This is a genomic window from Heminiphilus faecis, assembly GCF_008728965.1.
Taxonomy (GTDB): domain Bacteria; phylum Bacteroidota; class Bacteroidia; order Bacteroidales; family Muribaculaceae; genus Muribaculum; species Muribaculum faecis.
Map to the genome: position 1 here is coordinate 1 of NZ_VSMC01000001.1, position 17,118 is coordinate 17,118.

General features: G+C 48.6%; 17 protein-coding genes. 11 read left to right on the plus strand and 6 right to left on the minus strand.

Annotated elements, in window-relative coordinates:
* The first annotated feature begins 205 nt into the window (after window positions 1–205).
* Window positions 206–703: a hypothetical protein gene (locus FW767_RS13260; protein ID WP_235897893.1), complete on the plus strand. Its 498-nt coding sequence runs from the start codon at window positions 206–208 to the stop codon at window positions 701–703.
* 72 nt (window positions 704–775) lie between these two features.
* Here the strand turns inward: FW767_RS13260 and FW767_RS00010 are convergent, their stop codons facing one another.
* Genes FW767_RS00010 through FW767_RS00020 form a run of 3 tightly spaced genes read right to left on the minus strand, consistent with a single transcriptional unit; the run spans window position 776 to window position 3,401 of the window.
* Window positions 776–1,909 carry an Mrp/NBP35 family ATP-binding protein gene (locus tag FW767_RS00010; protein WP_369863177.1) on the minus strand — a complete coding sequence of 378 codons (1,134 nt, stop codon included), beginning with the start codon at window positions 1,907–1,909 and terminating at the stop codon, window positions 776–778.
* Window positions 1,896–2,690 (minus strand): tRNA (guanosine(46)-N7)-methyltransferase TrmB, encoded by a 795-nt coding sequence (trmB, locus tag FW767_RS00015; protein WP_121698340.1) that lies wholly within the window; start codon window positions 2,688–2,690, stop codon window positions 1,896–1,898. The genes FW767_RS00010 and trmB overlap by 14 nt, the downstream gene beginning before the upstream one ends.
* 18 nt (window positions 2,691–2,708) lie before the next feature.
* Window positions 2,709–3,401: an XRE family transcriptional regulator gene (locus tag FW767_RS00020; protein ID WP_205523747.1), complete on the minus strand. Its 693-nt coding sequence runs from the start codon at window positions 3,399–3,401 to the stop codon at window positions 2,709–2,711.
* 154 nt (window positions 3,402–3,555) lie between these two features.
* Here FW767_RS00020 and panB point away from each other — a divergent pair, with 154 nt between their 5' ends.
* The 3 genes from panB (at window position 3,556) to FW767_RS00035 (ending at window position 6,595) form a co-directional block, all read left to right on the plus strand.
* Window positions 3,556–4,374, plus strand: a complete 819-nt coding sequence (gene panB, locus FW767_RS00025; protein ID WP_121698342.1) for a 3-methyl-2-oxobutanoate hydroxymethyltransferase — start codon at window positions 3,556–3,558, stop codon at window positions 4,372–4,374.
* A 269-nt stretch (window positions 4,375–4,643) separates the two neighbouring features.
* On the plus strand, window positions 4,644–5,444 hold the full coding sequence (locus tag FW767_RS00030; RefSeq protein ID WP_121698343.1) for a protein kinase domain-containing protein: 801 nt from the start codon (window positions 4,644–4,646) through the stop codon (window positions 5,442–5,444).
* Between the two features lie 8 nt (window positions 5,445–5,452).
* A complete protein-coding gene (locus tag FW767_RS00035; protein WP_121698344.1) occupies window positions 5,453–6,595 on the plus strand; it encodes an N-acetyltransferase in 1,143 nt (380 codons plus the stop codon).
* Here the strand turns inward: FW767_RS00035 and FW767_RS00040 are convergent.
* Window positions 6,592–6,930: a hypothetical protein gene (locus FW767_RS00040; RefSeq protein WP_147438701.1), complete on the minus strand. Its 339-nt coding sequence runs from the start codon at window positions 6,928–6,930 to the stop codon at window positions 6,592–6,594. The two genes, FW767_RS00035 and FW767_RS00040, sit on opposite strands and share 4 nt — an antisense overlap.
* 92 nt (window positions 6,931–7,022) lie before the next feature.
* On the opposite strand from FW767_RS00040, the gene FW767_RS00045 reads away from it, so the two are divergent.
* Window positions 7,023–8,540: a GH3 auxin-responsive promoter family protein gene (locus tag FW767_RS00045; protein ID WP_121698346.1), complete on the plus strand. Its 1,518-nt coding sequence runs from the start codon at window positions 7,023–7,025 to the stop codon at window positions 8,538–8,540.
* A gap of 20 nt (window positions 8,541–8,560) precedes the next feature.
* A complete protein-coding gene (locus FW767_RS00050; RefSeq protein ID WP_121698347.1) occupies window positions 8,561–9,943 on the plus strand; it encodes an alkaline phosphatase in 1,383 nt (460 codons plus the stop codon).
* 29 nt (window positions 9,944–9,972) lie between these two features.
* Here FW767_RS00050 and FW767_RS00055 read toward each other — a convergent pair whose 3' ends face one another.
* On the minus strand, window positions 9,973–10,740 hold the full coding sequence (locus FW767_RS00055) for a tetratricopeptide repeat protein (RefSeq protein ID WP_147438702.1): 768 nt from the start codon (window positions 10,738–10,740) through the stop codon (window positions 9,973–9,975).
* 74 nt (window positions 10,741–10,814) lie between these two features.
* Here FW767_RS00055 and pyrH point away from each other — a divergent pair, with 74 nt between their 5' ends.
* Genes pyrH through bcp form a run of 3 tightly spaced genes read left to right on the plus strand, consistent with a single transcriptional unit; the run spans window position 10,815 to window position 12,573 of the window.
* A complete protein-coding gene (pyrH, locus tag FW767_RS00060; RefSeq protein WP_121698349.1) occupies window positions 10,815–11,525 on the plus strand; it encodes a UMP kinase in 711 nt (236 codons plus the stop codon).
* A 21-nt stretch (window positions 11,526–11,546) separates the two neighbouring features.
* Window positions 11,547–12,107: a ribosome recycling factor gene (gene frr / locus FW767_RS00065; RefSeq protein WP_121698350.1), complete on the plus strand. Its 561-nt coding sequence runs from the start codon at window positions 11,547–11,549 to the stop codon at window positions 12,105–12,107.
* 10 nt (window positions 12,108–12,117) lie between these two features.
* A complete protein-coding gene (bcp, locus tag FW767_RS00070) occupies window positions 12,118–12,573 on the plus strand; it encodes a thioredoxin-dependent thiol peroxidase (RefSeq protein ID WP_121698351.1) in 456 nt (151 codons plus the stop codon).
* 186 nt (window positions 12,574–12,759) lie between these two features.
* Here bcp and FW767_RS00075 read toward each other — a convergent pair whose 3' ends face one another.
* Window positions 12,760–14,871, minus strand: a complete 2,112-nt coding sequence (locus FW767_RS00075; RefSeq protein ID WP_121698352.1) for a glycoside hydrolase family 97 protein — start codon at window positions 14,869–14,871, stop codon at window positions 12,760–12,762.
* 155 nt (window positions 14,872–15,026) lie between these two features.
* On the opposite strand from FW767_RS00075, the gene FW767_RS00080 reads away from it, so the two are divergent.
* The gene (locus FW767_RS00080; RefSeq protein ID WP_121698353.1) at window positions 15,027–15,821 is read left to right on the plus strand and encodes a hypothetical protein; all 795 of its coding nucleotides are present in this window, start codon (window positions 15,027–15,029) and stop codon (window positions 15,819–15,821) included.
* Window positions 15,822–15,843: 22 nt separating this feature from the next.
* The gene (locus FW767_RS00085; RefSeq protein ID WP_121698354.1) at window positions 15,844–17,112 is read left to right on the plus strand and encodes a tetratricopeptide repeat protein; all 1,269 of its coding nucleotides are present in this window, start codon (window positions 15,844–15,846) and stop codon (window positions 17,110–17,112) included.
* Window positions 17,113–17,118 lie beyond the last annotated feature (6 nt).

The following is a 17,118-nucleotide window of genomic DNA, read 5'->3' on the forward strand; positions in this document are numbered from 1 at the left end:
ATAGATGAATATCTCAAAAGGCACTATTAGAACGCCCAACACAGATTGACTACTGCTCGGTTATCACCCAAAATGTCCACTTAGCACTTTTGATATACAATCCATCACCCCAAATGTCCAACCTGCCTATTTTTTCACTATGAGATGAAACATTTTCAAGTTTATGTGTTATAGTCGTAAATGGTATTTTTATTTTTTTAAACTTATGAAGAAGTTATTTCTCTCTGTAGCGGTTGTCGCTACTATCGTCATGGCTGCGTGCTCAACAACTGAAAAAGCCAAGGATGAAGGTGCCGATCTTAAGGCAAAAATCGAAAGCTGTACCAATCCGGACAGCATGAAAGTTTACGTACAACAGGCTCAGGCCTATGCTGAAAAATTAATCAAGGAAGGCAAGGACAGCGCAGCACAGGTTTATCTGCAGGAAGTAGCTCCGGTTATAGCCGCAAAGGATCCGTCGGCCACACCAGTTATGGACAAGATCAAGAATGCTACCGACTCTGTTGTCGATAATGTCAAGGATGCCGCAGAAGTTGCCGGCGACTCCATAGCCGCTAAAGCATCTGATGTAAAAGATGCTGTGAGTGATAAGGCTTCTGACGTCAAGGATGCTGCCGCCAAGGCGGTAGACAATACCAAGGCCAAAGCCGCAGAGGCAGCCCAAAATGCCGCCGACAAGGTAAAAGAGGCTCTTGGGAAATAATAACAACAATCCGTTTTACTTACAATGAAGCATGGACATCCGAGGGTGTCCATGCTTTGTTCATTATGCAGTTTATGAGTGAGTCTCGACCTTTGAAGTGGCGGGCAGAGAGTCATTGCGTTCGTCTACAGCCTCGACAACGGCACGACCGAGAGTCATAAACGCTTCGCCGGTTATCGACTCCCTGAGCGCGATAGGCTCCCCGCTGTCGCCGCCTTCACATATAGAACCGACTATGGGTATCTGGGCGAGCAGCTTTACCTTCAGCCGGCGGGCAAGTTCCACAGCACCGTCCCGGCCAAAAATATAATAGCGCTCGTCAGGATGAGCAGCCGGAGTAAACCACGCCATATTCTCCACAATACCAAGTACGGGCACATTTACCTTATCATCAGTAAACATGCCTATGCCTTTACGTGCATCGGCCAAGGCCACTTCCTGCGGCGTACTTATAATTATAACTCCGGTAATGGCAAGAGTCTGCACCAAAGTAAGATGTATATCGCTCGTGCCGGGAGGCATGTCTATAAGGAAATAATCAAGATCGCCCCACATACCCTGCGTAATAAGCTGATTAAGCGCACGTGACGCCATGGCTCCGCGCCATAACGCCGGCGCGTCACGCTCCATAAGAAGGCCTATCGACAACAGCTTCACACCGTAGCGTTCAATGGGCACGATATAATCCTGCCCCCCCACTTTCTCCATATAAAGAGGCTCGTCCTCTACACCAAACATCTTGGGCACAGAGGGGCCGAAAATATCTGCGTCGAGCAACCCGACCTTATAACCTAGCCTCGCGAGAGCCACGGCAAGGTTACTTGCCACAGTCGACTTGCCTACACCACCCTTGCCCGACGACACGCCGATAATATTTTTCACACCGGGAAGCGGGTTTTCAGGTTTAGGAGCCGGACCGCTATTGCGGAATTTGGCAGCGATGCGGCCCTTAATATCCACTTCGGGCGATATGAAAGTAGTTATGGCGGTCTCGGCCGCCTTGACAACCGACTTCACAAAGGGGTCGGTAGGTTTGTCAAATATCAGGGAAAAGCTCACTGTATTGCCGTCAATACGTATATCGTCCTCAACCATGCCGAGTTCGACTATATTTTTCCCGTTGCCGGGATAACGCACCGTAGCAAGTGCGTCAAGTATAAGTTTCGGATAAATAGGCTCCATATTGTTATATTTATTGTTTGTCATTGTTTTTAATACGCACCTGCGGGTTGCAAAGTTCGGGGCATTGCAACTCCCCGCGTGAGAAACTGCGATATGTGTCGGGTTCTATCTCTACTTCCGGTTCGGAGAGTTCACCCTGCGCCGGCAAATTCCATGATATATACTTTATGGTCAGCCCGCGGTCAAGCCACTGCTGCTCGTAAAAAGTGCGTATGCCGAGAATATCGTCGACGCCCTGCGGATTGCCATACAGATCGCATGTGTCGGCAAGAAGCGGCAACGAATTATGACGGGCCATAATGCCTGTATAAGTATACAGAAACGGGCTGTCGGTCTTCAGATGCACCCGGCCTCCGTCCTTAAGGACCTCTCGGTAAAGTCGCATAAATCGCGTACCTGTCAGGCGTTTGTTGACTTTCTTCATCTGCGGGTCGGGAAACGTTATCCATATCTCGTCTACCTCCCCGGGAGCGAAAAAGTATGGCAACAGCTCTATGCTCGTACGCAGAAATGCGGCATTTCCCATCTTACGGTCGCGTACCTGACATGCACCCGACCACATCCGCGCACCCTTTATGTCTATACCGATAAAGTTTTTATCGGGAAACCGCGAGGCAAGACCTACCGTATATTCACCCTTGCCGCAACCAAGCTCGAGTATGACAGGATTGTCATTGTGAAAGTAATCAGAATGCCAACGGCCCTTCATAGGGAATCCCTGCTCCTTCAATACGCTGAAAGGATACTGAAAGACACACTCCATCGACTCCATGTCGCTAAATTTTTTCAACTTGTTTTTTCCCATGTTAAACTACTTTATCGTTCAGACACAATCCTGAATATTAATAATACGTTCCACCACATAAAGCGCGCATATGTCATTGATAGCCACGTCCATGTCATCATAATTGCGGTTTTCGCTCCGCAACACCACTTTTGACGGATCTTCCTGATGACGCCGCACATACTTCACCACCCTACGGTTTTCCATAACCACGACATATATCTGCCCCCACAATATGTTCTGCAGATCACTCTGAGGCAAAAAAGCCACATAACCGCCATTGTTAATTTTCGGCATCATAGAGTCGCCCTTGGCCCTGACCACAATCCATTCGGGATTCAGATTGGGGAAATTAAGCCGGCCTATGACATTCTCCTCTGTAAACGCACGCGTCATCTCGGTACATCCGGCAGCCACATCTATATCGTAAACCGGAATACCCTCGTTGATACACGACACCGCTACCTCTCCCGACGACACGGACATAGCCCGCGACACTTTGTCGAACGGCAATCCCTTACCGTCGCGCAACCAGTCTTTGGATATGTTCAGGTTCACGACTATGCGGTTGAGCAGAGCCTCGCTGACAGGCAGTCGCCCGCTAAGGTACTTTGACACATTGGAGGCGTCTATGCCAATCGTTTTCGCAAGTTGTGACTGCGAGAGATGCTGCAACTGCATTATATGCCTTATACGGCCTATTATTGCATCCTGAGAGTGTGATGTTTCCATAATTGAGGTGGTTTTACATTGCAAAAATACTTCAATAATTGCAATAATGCAAGTCGGCATACTATTATTTTGTGCATGCCTAATAAAAAACAGTTATATTTGTTTGTCAATAAGATAAAAGGTAACTTTGCGCGTCCTTTTAAACAATAACAAAATGTCAACTTACACAGAAGACCAACGCAAAGTGACCACTCATCGCCTTATCGAGATGAAATCCCGCGGCGAAAAGATAGCCATGCTTACAGCCTACGACTTCTCAATGGCAAAACTCATTGATGAAGCCGGCATGGATGTTATACTCGTGGGCGACTCCGCCTCTAACGTCATGGCAGGCAACATAACCACCCTGCCCATTACCCTTGACCAGATGATATATCATGCCAAGTCAGTGGTAAAAGGCGTCAAGAGAGCGCTTGTGGTGGTAGACCTGCCATTCGGCAGTTATCAGGGCAACAGTAAGGAAGCACTTGCTTCGGCAATAAGAATCATGAAAGAAAGCCATGCCGAAGCTGTGAAAATGGAAGGAGGAGCTGAAATACGCGAATCTATCGAACGCGTTTTATGTGCCGGCATACCCGTCATGGGGCATCTCGGACTCACCCCGCAGTCCATCAACAAGTTTGGCACCTATGCAGTGCGCGCCAAAGAGGAGGCCGAAGCCGAGAAACTCGTCGCTGACGCCAAATTGCTTGAAGAGATAGGCTGCTTCGCTCTCGTTCTTGAAAAAATACCGGCGCAACTCGCCACACGCGTAGCAGCCGAGGTGTCGATACCCGTAATCGGCATTGGCGCCGGAGGAGGCGTTGACGGTCAAGTACTCGTCATGCACGATATGCTTGGCATAAACAAAGGCTTCTCACCGCGCTTCTTACGCCGTTACGCCGACCTGTCGACAGTCATCAACGACGCCGTGGCCCACTACATCGATGATGTCAAAACCCGCGATTTTCCCAACGAGAAAGAACAATACTGATTTCTCGACCCGCTTTTACGGTATAGGCGCTGCTCAGGCACTACCGCAAGTTCATCACGGAGCACTACAGAATTGTTGTGCTCCGTGTTATGTGATACATAAATACCGCGTGCTGACTCACGTCCATACGCCTTATGAATTCCCTGATTTTATGACGGGGCGTCATAAAATTTCGTAAAATCGGGGTTATGTAATTAAAAGTAGATACCTATACCCGACATTTAATAAAAAACTTTTGTATTTTTGCCATTCAAACAACGTTTCAACCGATGACAAAGAACGAAGCCGCACCACAGCCCTCTGCCGAGAAATGGACCGAGATAACGCTTCTTCCCGAGTGGGAGGAGGAATACTATCTCGTATATACGGCAAAAAAATACGGAAAATGGGTGATGCTCAAGACCCTTAAGCCGGAATATGCCGACCACCCCGACTTTATGGCGATGATTGAAAAAGAGTTTGAAGTACGTTATAACCTCGCCCATCCCCACATCGTCATGATCAACGACTTCGAGGAGATACCCGGGCTGGGCAAGTGCATCATCACCGATGACGTATATGGCGACTCGCTCCGCAAATTGATGAACGAAAACAAGGTGACTCCGGAGATAATACAAAAGTTACGCCACGACCTTCTTGATGCAATCGACTACATACAGGCCAATCACATCGTACATCATCCGATACGTCCTGAAACTATAATTTTCACAGAGAATATAGGCAATCTGAAACTGATAGACGTAGGCTTTGATCAATTGAAACACATGGAGCCGGCCGACATGTCGGAAGACATATATAACTACGGCCTCGTACTCAACGAAGCACTCGACCATGTGGAGGGTAAGAACACACTACTCCGCAAAGTGGCCAAAAAGTGCATGGAGCCTGATCCCGACAAGCGTTACCGCGATGTTCAGGACCTGCACCTCGCACTTGAACACCGGTCAAGCAATCAACTATACGTCTTACTGATTGTTTTTCTTTCATTGATGATCGTAATGCTCGCTTGGTTAAACACCCGCCATCCGGCATCGGCCGACAATCGACCGTCGATTGAAAACGTAAAATAGCTATCACAATGTCAGTTGAAATAAGAGAAATCGACTCTACCCGATCGCAGCTCAAGGAGTATGTCAAGTTTGGCATAGACCTGTATAAAGGCAATGACTTCTTTGTACCACCACTTATATACGACGAAATAGACACATTGTCGCCCGACAAAAATCCGGCTTTCGAGTACTGCACGGCAAAGTCATGGATGGCTTATCGCGACGGCAAACCCGTAGGCCGCATAACCGGCATCGTGAACTCAATCGTCAACGACCGCACAGGATCGCACGATCTGCGCTTCGGCTTCATGGACTTCATAGACGATGACGAAGTAGTCGACGCACTGTTCAACGAACTGATGCGATGGGGCAAGTCGCAGGGTCTAAACTCCATCGTAGGTCCAATGGGCTTCAGCGACATGGACCATGAAGGCATGCTCACCTATGGCTTTGACGAACTCGGCACTATGGCCACTATATACAACTACCCATATTATCCGCGCCATATGGAACGCCTCGGCTTCAGAAGTGATGCCGAATGGGTGGAATACCGCATGACCGTTCCCGACAGAATTCCCAACCAGCTTCAGCGCGTAGGCGACATAGTAAGGCGCAAATACAGACTTCGCACCATAAAGTTTACAAGTTCAAAAAAGCTGAAAGAGCAGTATGGACAGGCACTGTTTGAACTCATCAACGAGGCATATGACAGTCTGTACGGCTACTCGCCCCTGACAAAAAGGCAGATTGACTACTACATAAGCATATACCTTCCCATTCTGCGACTTGAAAATGTGTGTGTCATAGTTGACGCCGACGACAAATTGGTGGGAGTGGGAATATCCATTCCGTCGCTGTCGCGGGCGCTGCAGAAGTCGCGCGGACGGTTGTTTCCGTTTGGCTGGACACATCTGCTAAAAGCACTCTACCGCCCCAACGACACTGTAGACCTTCTGCTCGTGGCTGTAAAACCAGAGTATCAGAGCAAGGGTGTGAACGCACTGCTATTTACCGACCTGATACCGGTATATATTAAAAACGGCTATCGATGGGCAGAGAGCAATCCCGAACTTGCCGAAAACGAAAACGTGCAGCAACAGTGGAAGTTTTTTGAACGTCGCCAACACCGCCGCCGCACCGCTTTCCGTAAAGACATACCCGATAAACTCTAAAAACGGGTGTAGTACAGTTCTACGCCCATATAGTCATCATATAGAATCAGGTTGGCAGGCCCTTCCATGTCCCAGCCATAGTCCCACTCATCGCCGTTCTGAAAGTATATCTCCACTTCATAGTCATCCCAGTCCCAAGTAAAACTGTATGAACCGCTGAAGTCACTGTAAGTGCCCCAGCCGTCGCTATCAAAAATGAACCGGCTGCTTCCGTCATCCTGAATCCAGCTTCCGAGAAACGGAGCGTTTATCGGATCATAGTCCTCGTCATCGCATGACACCAAGCACACCGATAGCACCGTAAGCATAATCCCCAATAAAAAGGTCTTCTTCATACTGTCTTTAATTAATGTTATAATCTTAAAGATGCGTTTAATTTTTCAACAAATTTAGTGTAACTTTGTTGAATTACGATTAAAAACAGTCAATGAATTTAACCTCGCTCGTCCGACCGCATTTTTTGAAGCGGATCGGCGCTATAACATATACAACAATGCATGCTCGGGACACACAACGCTCGCAGCTCGGCATGCTGTTGAAAAACGCCCGCGACACACTCGTCGGAGAGCGCTACGGTTTTGTTAACATAAATTGCTATGACGACTACAGAAGCCATGTTCCGGTAAGCGGGTATGCCGACATAAGGCCGTTGGTAGAGCGCATGATAGCAGGTGAAAAGAATATACTGTGGCCAGGAACAACCCGACGTTTTGCCCAATCGTCAGGTACCTCTGACGGAAAAAGCAAATATATACCCGTCACCGCCGACTCGCTGCGCCGCAACCACTATCAGGGCGGCAGCGATGTAGTGAGCACTTACCTTAATCTCTATCCGGACAGCCGCATGTTTGACGGAAAAGGCTTCATACTCGGAGGCAGTTTTGCCAACGAGCTCACACTTCCCGCAGGAGTAAAAGTAGGCGATCTGTCAGCCAACCTTATCGATGCCATCAGCCCGCTGGTCAATCTTGTCAGAGTTCCGTCAAAGCGCATAGCCCTCATGGAAGACTGGCGGCAGAAACTTCCTGCACTTGTCAAAGCGTCGATGCGCAGCGACATCACTAATATATCGGGCGTACCGTCATGGTTTCTGACCGTGCTTAAAGAAGTCATAACCGCCGCCGGAGCCGCAACCATACATGATGTATGGCCACATCTTGAAGTCTTTTTCCATGGCGGCATATCGTTCAAGCCTTACCGCGAGCAGTATGCACACATCACCGACCGCTCACGGATGCGTTATATCGAAACCTACAACGCTTCAGAGGGTTTCTTCGCCGTACAGTCTGAAATCGACGACCCGTCGCTGCTTCTGCTTCTTGACTTAGGCATATTCTACGAATTCATCCCTACCGACGAAGTCGACGACAAGTTTCCCCGGGCTCTTCCGGCATGGGAGGTGAAAGAAGGGCATACTTACGCCATGATCATCACATCATGCAACGGGCTGTGGCGCTATGCACTGGGCGACACCGTGACAGTAGTATCGGTGAATCCGCTCAAAATAATAATATCGGGACGCACCAAGCACTATATCAATGCATTCGGTGAAGAGTTGATGGTATACAATGCCGATGCCGCCATAGCCTCGACATGCCGTGAACTCGACTGCGCCATAACCAACTATACCGCTGCTCCGGTTTATGCCGGCGACAAGTCGAGAGGTCGCCATGAATGGCTAATCGAGTTCAACCGGGAGCCTGACGACATAGAGGCTTTTGCCGACACTCTCGACCGCCATCTATGCCATGAGAACTCCGACTATCAGGCAAAACGCGCGGGCAATCTGTTTTTGGACCGGCTAAGTATAGTCAAAGGGCGCCCGGGAGTCTTTGACGAATGGCTCGCCTCAACAGGAAAACTCGGCGGGCAACGCAAAGTACCGCGGCTAAACAACGACCGACGCGTTATAGACTCGCTACTACATCTTAATAATATGAAATAATATTTTTAACAACAGTTATTATGAAATACTACCGATCTATACTTCTTGCACTGCTGATTGCGACAGCTACCGTGGCCGGAGCAAAAGCACGATACGTTTTCTATTTTATCGGCGACGGCATGGGCATGGGCCATGTCAATGCCACACAATACTACAACCGCATGGTGCTTGGAAACGAAGAGCCGTTGCTTATGATGCAGTTTCCTGTAGCCTCACATGCATGGACCTACTCCGCCTCATCGCCAGTGACCGACTCTGCAGCGGCCGGCACAGCACTGTCTACCGGCTTCAAGACCAACAACTACATGATAGCCATGTCACCCGACTCAACCACCCACTACAAGTCCATAGCCCGCACACTCAAGGATGAAGGCTGGGGAGTGGGCATACTCACGTCGGTAGCACCCGACGACGCCACCCCCGCGGCATTTTACGCCAATCGTCTTGACCGCGGAATGCACGCCGGCATTGATGAAGATGCCATAAAGTCAGGCTACGAATTCATGGGCGGAGCCTCATTGCGTGGACTTAAAGACAGTGAAGGACACCCCAACGCAGCGGCCGAAATGCTCAAAAAATCAGGAATAAAAATATTGTACGGCACAGACGGATACGAGAACACAGATGCCGAACGGCTGATAATCCTAAGCCCGGAGGGTGTATGGGGCAACAATAATGACATCGGCTATACAATCGATTCTATACCCGGGGCATTGACCCTGCCTGAACTCACCCGCGCCGGTCTCGCCCAAGTGAGCCGTCGTTCTCCCGACCGCTTCTTCATGATGATCGAAGGGGGCAACATAGACCATGCCGCACATGCCAACGACCCCGGAGGTGTGATAAAAGAGATATTAAACTTTCAGGATGCCATAAAAATAGCCTACGATTTTTATTTGCAACATCCTGACGAGACTCTTATCGTAGTCACGGCCGATCATGATACAGGTGGCATGGCCTTGTCACGCAAGACCAAAGGCGGCCTCGGCCTTATCGACAACCAGCGCATAAGCAAAGACCTCCTAACCGACTACTGCCGCAACCTGCTCGAGAATAACACACCTGTTACATGGGAGGAGATGAAGTCGATGCTCTCGGACAAACTCGGCTTATGGGGAGCAATACCCTTAGACGAAAAAACGACCGAAAGTCTGCACAATACATTCAACCGCACATTTATCGAGCGTACGGCACTGAGTGAAAAGGCATTATACAATGTATATAATGCATTTGTAGTAGAAATATTCAAGATATATAACAAACAAGTGGGCACCGCTTTCATAAACAGCAGCCATACGGCCAATCCCGTACCGGTATTTGCCATTGGAGCTGGAGCTGATAAATTCACCGGCGTAAACAACAATACCGACATACCCAAGCTGATATACGAAGCCACGCGATGACATCATCGCACAAGCGCTTGACGGCAGTGTCAGTCAGGCGATGAAAGACTTTTGACCAACTCCATGACATAAGGAGTTGACTTTATAGAGTCGGCCTGTAAGAGATAACTAAGGGCCGGCTCTTTTTCGCCTTTAATATAATAATAATTACCCAATATAAGCAGAGTATCGTAATCGTCGGGATACAGTGACAGCAATTTACTGTACACATCTATGCCTTGGGCCTCATCGCCCGCGCACATATAGCCGTCGGCCAAAGAAGCAAGATACTGCCGATTGTCGGGAGCACCGGTAAGCATTATCTTGCTGTACTCGATTATCATGGGCGCATTGCGACGAAACACATAGTAGCTGAGCAGTTGTTTTTCTATACTGCGTTTAAGCCACGGCTGCCTGTCCTTTACAAGCATGAGGAATTCTTCATACAGCGAAGTCTGTCCCATAGCGAAACTTACACGCCTCACGCCGGAGTATATGGAGTCGACAGGTATAAGCTGTTGCTGAGCACGTTCAAGAAGCGAAATCTCATAATCGGGCAGCTTCCTCATGGCCGCCACAACAATCGCATGACTGTATGTATCGACCACTTTGGCGCTGTCCTCAAGCATAAGTTCATACATGGCTGCGGCATTAGCCCAATCTTTGTATTTAAAAAACCTCGCCGCTTTGGCGGCCACAGTTTTATAGTCGCGCGAATTCACGGCGGCTTGCGATACAAATGAAAACATCAATGTCACCAAAACCGTGGCAACATACACAACACGCTTATTTTCTCCGCTAAATAATTTTTTCCGCATGGCTTAATTGCATTTTTCGCTTCTGTTGCATTATCTTTGTAAAGATAAACAATTATAATATATAATGTATCGACATGAGAACAAATTATAAGCGCATTTTGCTGAAACTAAGCGGAGAGTCGCTCATGGGGGCGCAAGGTTACGGAATCGACACAGTACGTCTTAACGAATATGCCGCGCAGATAAAGGATGTGGCAGCATCGGGAGTTCAGGTAGCCATAGTCATAGGCGGAGGCAACATATTTCGCGGCCTGAGCGGAGCGTCAAAAGGTTTCGACCGGGTTAAAGGCGACCAGATGGGCATGTTGGCCACTGTCATCAACTCGCTCGCACTCAGCTCCGCGCTTGAGGCCTCGGGACAACCGGCCAAAGTGTTTACGGCCATAAACATGTTTCCCATCGGAGAGCATTACAGCAAGTGGCGCGCCATTGAAGCCATGAAAGAGGGCAAGGTAGCCATCATTTCAGGCGGCACCGGCAATCCGTTCTTTACCACCGACACCGGTTCTGCTCTGCGAGGCATCGAAGTCGAAGCCGACGTTATGCTAAAAGGCACACGTGTCGACGGCATATACACCGCCGATCCGGAGAAAGACCCGACAGCCACCAAATTCTCGGAAATCACCTATGACGAAGTATATACACGCGGACTTAAAGTCATGGACCTCACGGCCACGGCACTCTGCAAAGAAAACCGTCTGCCGATAATCGTATTTGACATGGACACCCCCGGCAACCTAAAAAAAGTCCTTGCCGGAGAATCCATCGGTACTCTTGTCTATTAACAAATCAAAATACATACCATTATGACTGACGTTAAAACTTATCTCGACCCCGCCGAAGAAAAAATGGAAATGGCGGTAGCGTATCTTGACGAATCACTCGCTCACATACGTGCAGGCAAAGCCAATCCGAAAATACTCGACGGCATACGTGTCGAATACTACGGTAGTGCCGTGCCTATCTCCAACGTGGCCAACGTAAGCGTGCCCGATGCGCGTACAATCACCATTACCCCTTGGGAGAAAGCCATGTTCAAGGAAATTGAAAAGGCCATCATAAACTCTGAACTCGGCATAACCCCCGAAAACAACGGTGAAATCATACGTATATCCATACCGCCACTTACCGAAGAGCGCCGCAAGCAACTTGTAAAACAGTCAAAAGCCGAAGCGGAAAATGCCAAGGTATCGGTACGCAACGCACGTCGCGATGCCATAGAAGGCCTTAAGAAAGCAATAAAGCAGGGCATGCCCGAGGACGTAGAAAAAGATGCGGAAGGCACAGCCCAGAAACTTCATGACAAATACTTGAAGAAAATCGACGAGCTCTTTGCCGCAAAGGAAAAAGAGATACTAACCGTATAAACCGGCAACAATGGTGACAGGTGACAAAATACCCGAAGTACTCGGATTGAATACGGAGGGACGTGAAATAAAAGCAGCCGATTTTGCCGGCAAGCCGCTGATAATATATTTTTATCCGAAAGACAACACTCCCGGATGTACGGCCGAAGCATGCTCCATACGCGACGGCTACGGCGAGCTTAAAGCATTGGGCTACGAGATAATAGGCATAAGCAAAGACTCTGTGGCAAGCCACGTGAAGTTTGCCGACAAATACTCCTTGCCGTTCATACTGCTAAGCGATCCCGACACAACGGTCAATCAGGCATTCGGCGTGTGGCAGAAGAAAAAGATGGCCGGACGCGAGTACATGGGCACCGTGCGCACGACATTCATCACCGATGCCGACCATCATGTGACCCACATAATCACGAAAGTCGATACTAAAAACGCGACCGAACAGTTATTGAAACTACTCGCCCGTTAATCGGCCGGCAATTATCAAACACATAGAAAGGTGGCACTGTAAAAAACGGTTGTTAAAAGATTGCTTCTCCATATCTGTATTAACCGTATTTTGCCGCTGACAGAATAAGAAAGGCGACACCTGACAAGTGCCGCCTTTCACATTTTTATACCAACTTATCTAACTTAAACTATATCATCATTGCTGCTATTTTGCGGGAACTATCGATATGGCGTAGCCGCCACCCGGCGCTTCCGGTATCTTTATGCGTGATTTAGGCGTCACGATCTTCTCCTCTATTATATAGGATTGAGGATTGGTGCGGTAATGGGCATCCTTGCCGTCGCGATATATCGTAGCTTTATACTTGCCGGCAGGAAGGAAACCGAAAGACACATCAGATACCCTGCGTTCAGCTCCGTTTGTGCCTCCGACAAACCACTTGTCCTCGCCCTTTGCCTTGCGGGCCACGGTCAGATACTCCATAGGCTCGGCTTCAAGATAGTAGCTCTTGTCCCAGTCGAGAGCCACATCCTTGATGAACTGAAATGCATCCATGAATTGCTCATAGGTTTCCGGCAGGTCTGCCGCCATCTGGAGCGGACTTGACATGGTCACATAAAGCGACAACTGATTGGTGAGCGTCGTATTGACCCATGACTTGTTCTTAGGATTATATTTTGATATGTTGTTTTCAAACAGACCGGGAGTATAATCCATCGGACCACCGATAAGGCGAGTAAAAGGCAGGATGGTGGTATGACTCGGCTTGCTGCCTCCGAATGCCTGATATTCCGAGCCGCGAGCCGATTCATTGCCGATAAGGTTGGGCCATGTACGGCACAATCCCGTAGGACGCACCGCTTCATGTGCGTTAACCATAATCTTATAGTCAGCGGCCTTTTTCACGGCATAAAGATAGTGGTTTACAAGCCACTGGCTGAAATGATTGCTCCCTGCCGGAATGATTTTGCCGACATAACCGCTCTTTACAGCATCATAGCCGTTGTCTTTCATAAACTTGTAAGCCTCATCCATACGGCGCTCGTAGTTACGCACAGAACTTGATGTCTCATGGTGCATTATCATCTTAACTCCCTTTGACTTGGCATAATCGCGTATCTCCGGCAGATTGAAGTCGGGATAAGGGGTGACAAAATCAAAAACCTCGTCTTTCATCTTGTTGGACCAATCTTCCCAACCTGTATTCCAGCCCTCTACCAGAACACCGTCAAAACCGTGTTCGGCGGCAAAATCGATATAACGTTTTACCTTATCAGTAGTGGCGCCGTGCTGTCCGTGAGGATTCACTTTATTATAATCAACCTTGTCAAGGTGTATATTAGGCAGGTCATTTGTATAGCTCCATTTGCTTTTCCGGTTAATCATCTCCCACCATATGCCTATATACTTGCATGTCTTTATCCATGACGTATCCTCTATTTTACACGGCTCGTTTAAGTTAAGGGTTATGCGCGAGGCAAGTATGTCGCGGGCATCGTCACTTACAATCACCGTACGCCATGGAGTCACGCAATCGGTCTGCATATAAGCCATATCGCCCGCAGGGTCGGGGGTGAGCAATGACTTGAACACCAAGTTGGTGTTGTCAAGTTCAAGGTGCATGCACGGATAGTCGACCAGAGCAGCCTCATGTATGTTTATATACAGTCCGTCGTCGGTCTTCATCTGCAATGATGTCTGCACGGCCTTATCTGACGGACGGTCTACCCATATGTAGGTCGGACCGGTCACACTGTCGGCAAGCGAGGCTATGTCCGACAGGCGGCTACGCGTATACTCATACTCCTGAGTATCATAATCGGCAGGTATCCAATAAGCCTCATGGTCGCCGGCCATGGCAAACTCGGTAAGCTCGTCGGTAATAACAAAGTAACTTAACTTCTTCTGCATGGGAAATTCATAACGGAAACCGAGACCGTCATCGAACAGGCGGAAACGTACCGACATAAGCCTGTTGGTAGACTTCTGACGTAGATTCACAAGCATTTCACGGTGGTTGTCGCGTATCTCGGCCTCCTCGCCCCACACGGGCCGCCATGTAGTATCGACCGAAGCCGTATCGACCGACACAATCTCAAAGCCGTCTTTCAGGTCACCGCCCTTTTTCAGTTTAAAGCCGAGACTACTCGGCCTGACTGCCGGCTTTGATTTGTAATCAAGCGAATACCGTGGCGTACCGTTATCGGTCAATGAAAATGTCATAGACAGATTACCGTCAGTAGAAAGGAGTGTCTGCCCCGTCACCGGTATATACAATACCAATAACCCCGCAATTAAGTTAAGCACCTTCTTCATATATTAAATTTTAGTTAACGCATAAGTTTCGTTTCGCAAAGATACATTTATATTTCGAAACCACAACATTTTTTTCGCAAAACTATTGAACCATATTTTGCATAGTCCCTTAAACGTATTTATATTTGTACGATATACGAAGATCCGTCAGTAAAATGTCACTCCTGAACAATATCAAATCAATCTTCAACCCGCACAACGCATCCTCCCGGACCGTTAACAGTCCATCACGACCTGAATATGTCATGTCGACAAGCGCCGACGGCTCCCGTACATCACTTGTCACCGTCGAAAGCATACGTCATGCTGTCCATGACATTGGCCACGGACTCATAGTACTGACACGCTGCATACCGGTCGAAACAAAATCAGGACAGTGCCACAGCATAGTATGGGGATATGAAGATGGCAGCGAGGAAGCGGGAATATCCGTATATATCGACTCTACCGATAACGGCTCCGTAAGGTATGTAAAGAAGGGATCATGCTCTCCTGAAAAAGCCATAGCCGTACTCACTGACTTTTTTAAGAATGACATTGTTCCGGATATTGATGACTGGCATATGCAATACAGACTTGCCGATTCTGACTATCTTGAACCGCAGGTGCTATACGTTGACCGCGAAGAGTATGAACGTTTCGACCTTGATGACGTAATAGCCGCCATAGAGATGCTCGAAAACGGCATGGCCGGCAGTGTCATGCTTCAGGCACCATCCGGACAATACGGCTACCTCGAGGTATCGGGTGGAGTCAACGACTACAAAGTAGAACTTACAGCCGACAATTCTGACGGCGACCGTGTCGGCTTCCGTACTCATACACGTTATGGAGGCCATGTGCGCCACTGGTTCTCGGATTACTACAATTACAAATTACCGACCCTGACACCCGATTGGGAGGAATTTGATGTGGAAGCATATTTTAAAGAATTGAAGGGTGTTCAATAAAACGACATAATTTAACCATATCATGAACGGTACATACAGTCCCGAGGTCGCAACAGCCATCGACCTCATATGGAAAAGTTTCAATAAAGAAAAGATGCAGCAGGGCTATGCCATGCTTGAAAAAGCGGCCAACAAAGGCGATGCCGATGCCTTCTGCTACCTTGGACGCTGTCATATGGGCGAAGAGTACGTATGGTGCGGAGGCGACTTTGATGTAGACGAAGACCGAGCCTCGCAATTAATAAAAGAGAGCGTACGCCGAGGGAGCGCCTCGGGAGTACTCTGTGCCCTTCGTAATGGCAATCTTACTCCGGGAGTAATGCGCGACATGCCATTCAGTTCAGTCAAGGAAGCATTTAGCGAAATTCTTGACCAAGCCAAAGGAGGCGACGCCTTCTGCCTTTACATGATAGGCAACGCCATGTTCTGGGGCGACTATCTTATCATCGAGAAAGGAGAGGCCGACAAGTACAACGACGAGGAAGAGTATAATGAATTCGCTTATCCAATTGCAGCCGAATACTATGAGAAATCATTTGATGCAGGATTGTCATGCGCGTTCGGCAACTACCGGACCATCTACGACTCCGGACTGGCCGACATAGACGAAGATACATATGAAGAATATTTCCAACAGCTTGCCGACAACGGTGACCCGCTCGTATGCAGCGATTTCGGGAAGTATCTCGAAGATGAATACGAAAACCGCGAAAAAGAAGCATTAATATACTACAGAAGAGCTTATGACCTCGGCGACAAGCGCTCTGCCTACAACCTTGCCACCTGCTATGGACGCGGCTATGGCACTCCGCAGAATCTCGACAAGGCGTTTGAGTACTACAACATAGCAGCTGAAGCCGGAGAACCGGGAGCCATGTTTGAACTTGGAAACTTCTATTTTGAAGGTCGGGGCAATGTCACTCGCGACTATGCCAAGGCCGTTTACTGGCTCGGGAAGTCATATGACAGCTACGATGAAGAGAGGCGATGGCGGCCGGCCGCCGAACTGGCCATACTCCATCAGGACGGTCTCGGTACGATTCAGGATGACGACATGGCCTATCGACGCCTGTCGGAAATCGAAGATATCGTTGATGAAATATGGGAGCCGCTTGACGCGCAGGTACTCAATGCTCTCGGCGTAGCATACGCCTTCGGACGCGGCACCGACACCGATATACCTCGAGGCATAGAATACTTTGACCGCGCCATAGAATACGGAAGCGAGGAGGCAGCCCGCAACAAAGCTATGTTCAAAAAATCAATTTTTGGCCGCTGGAGCCGCCGATGACTGCTT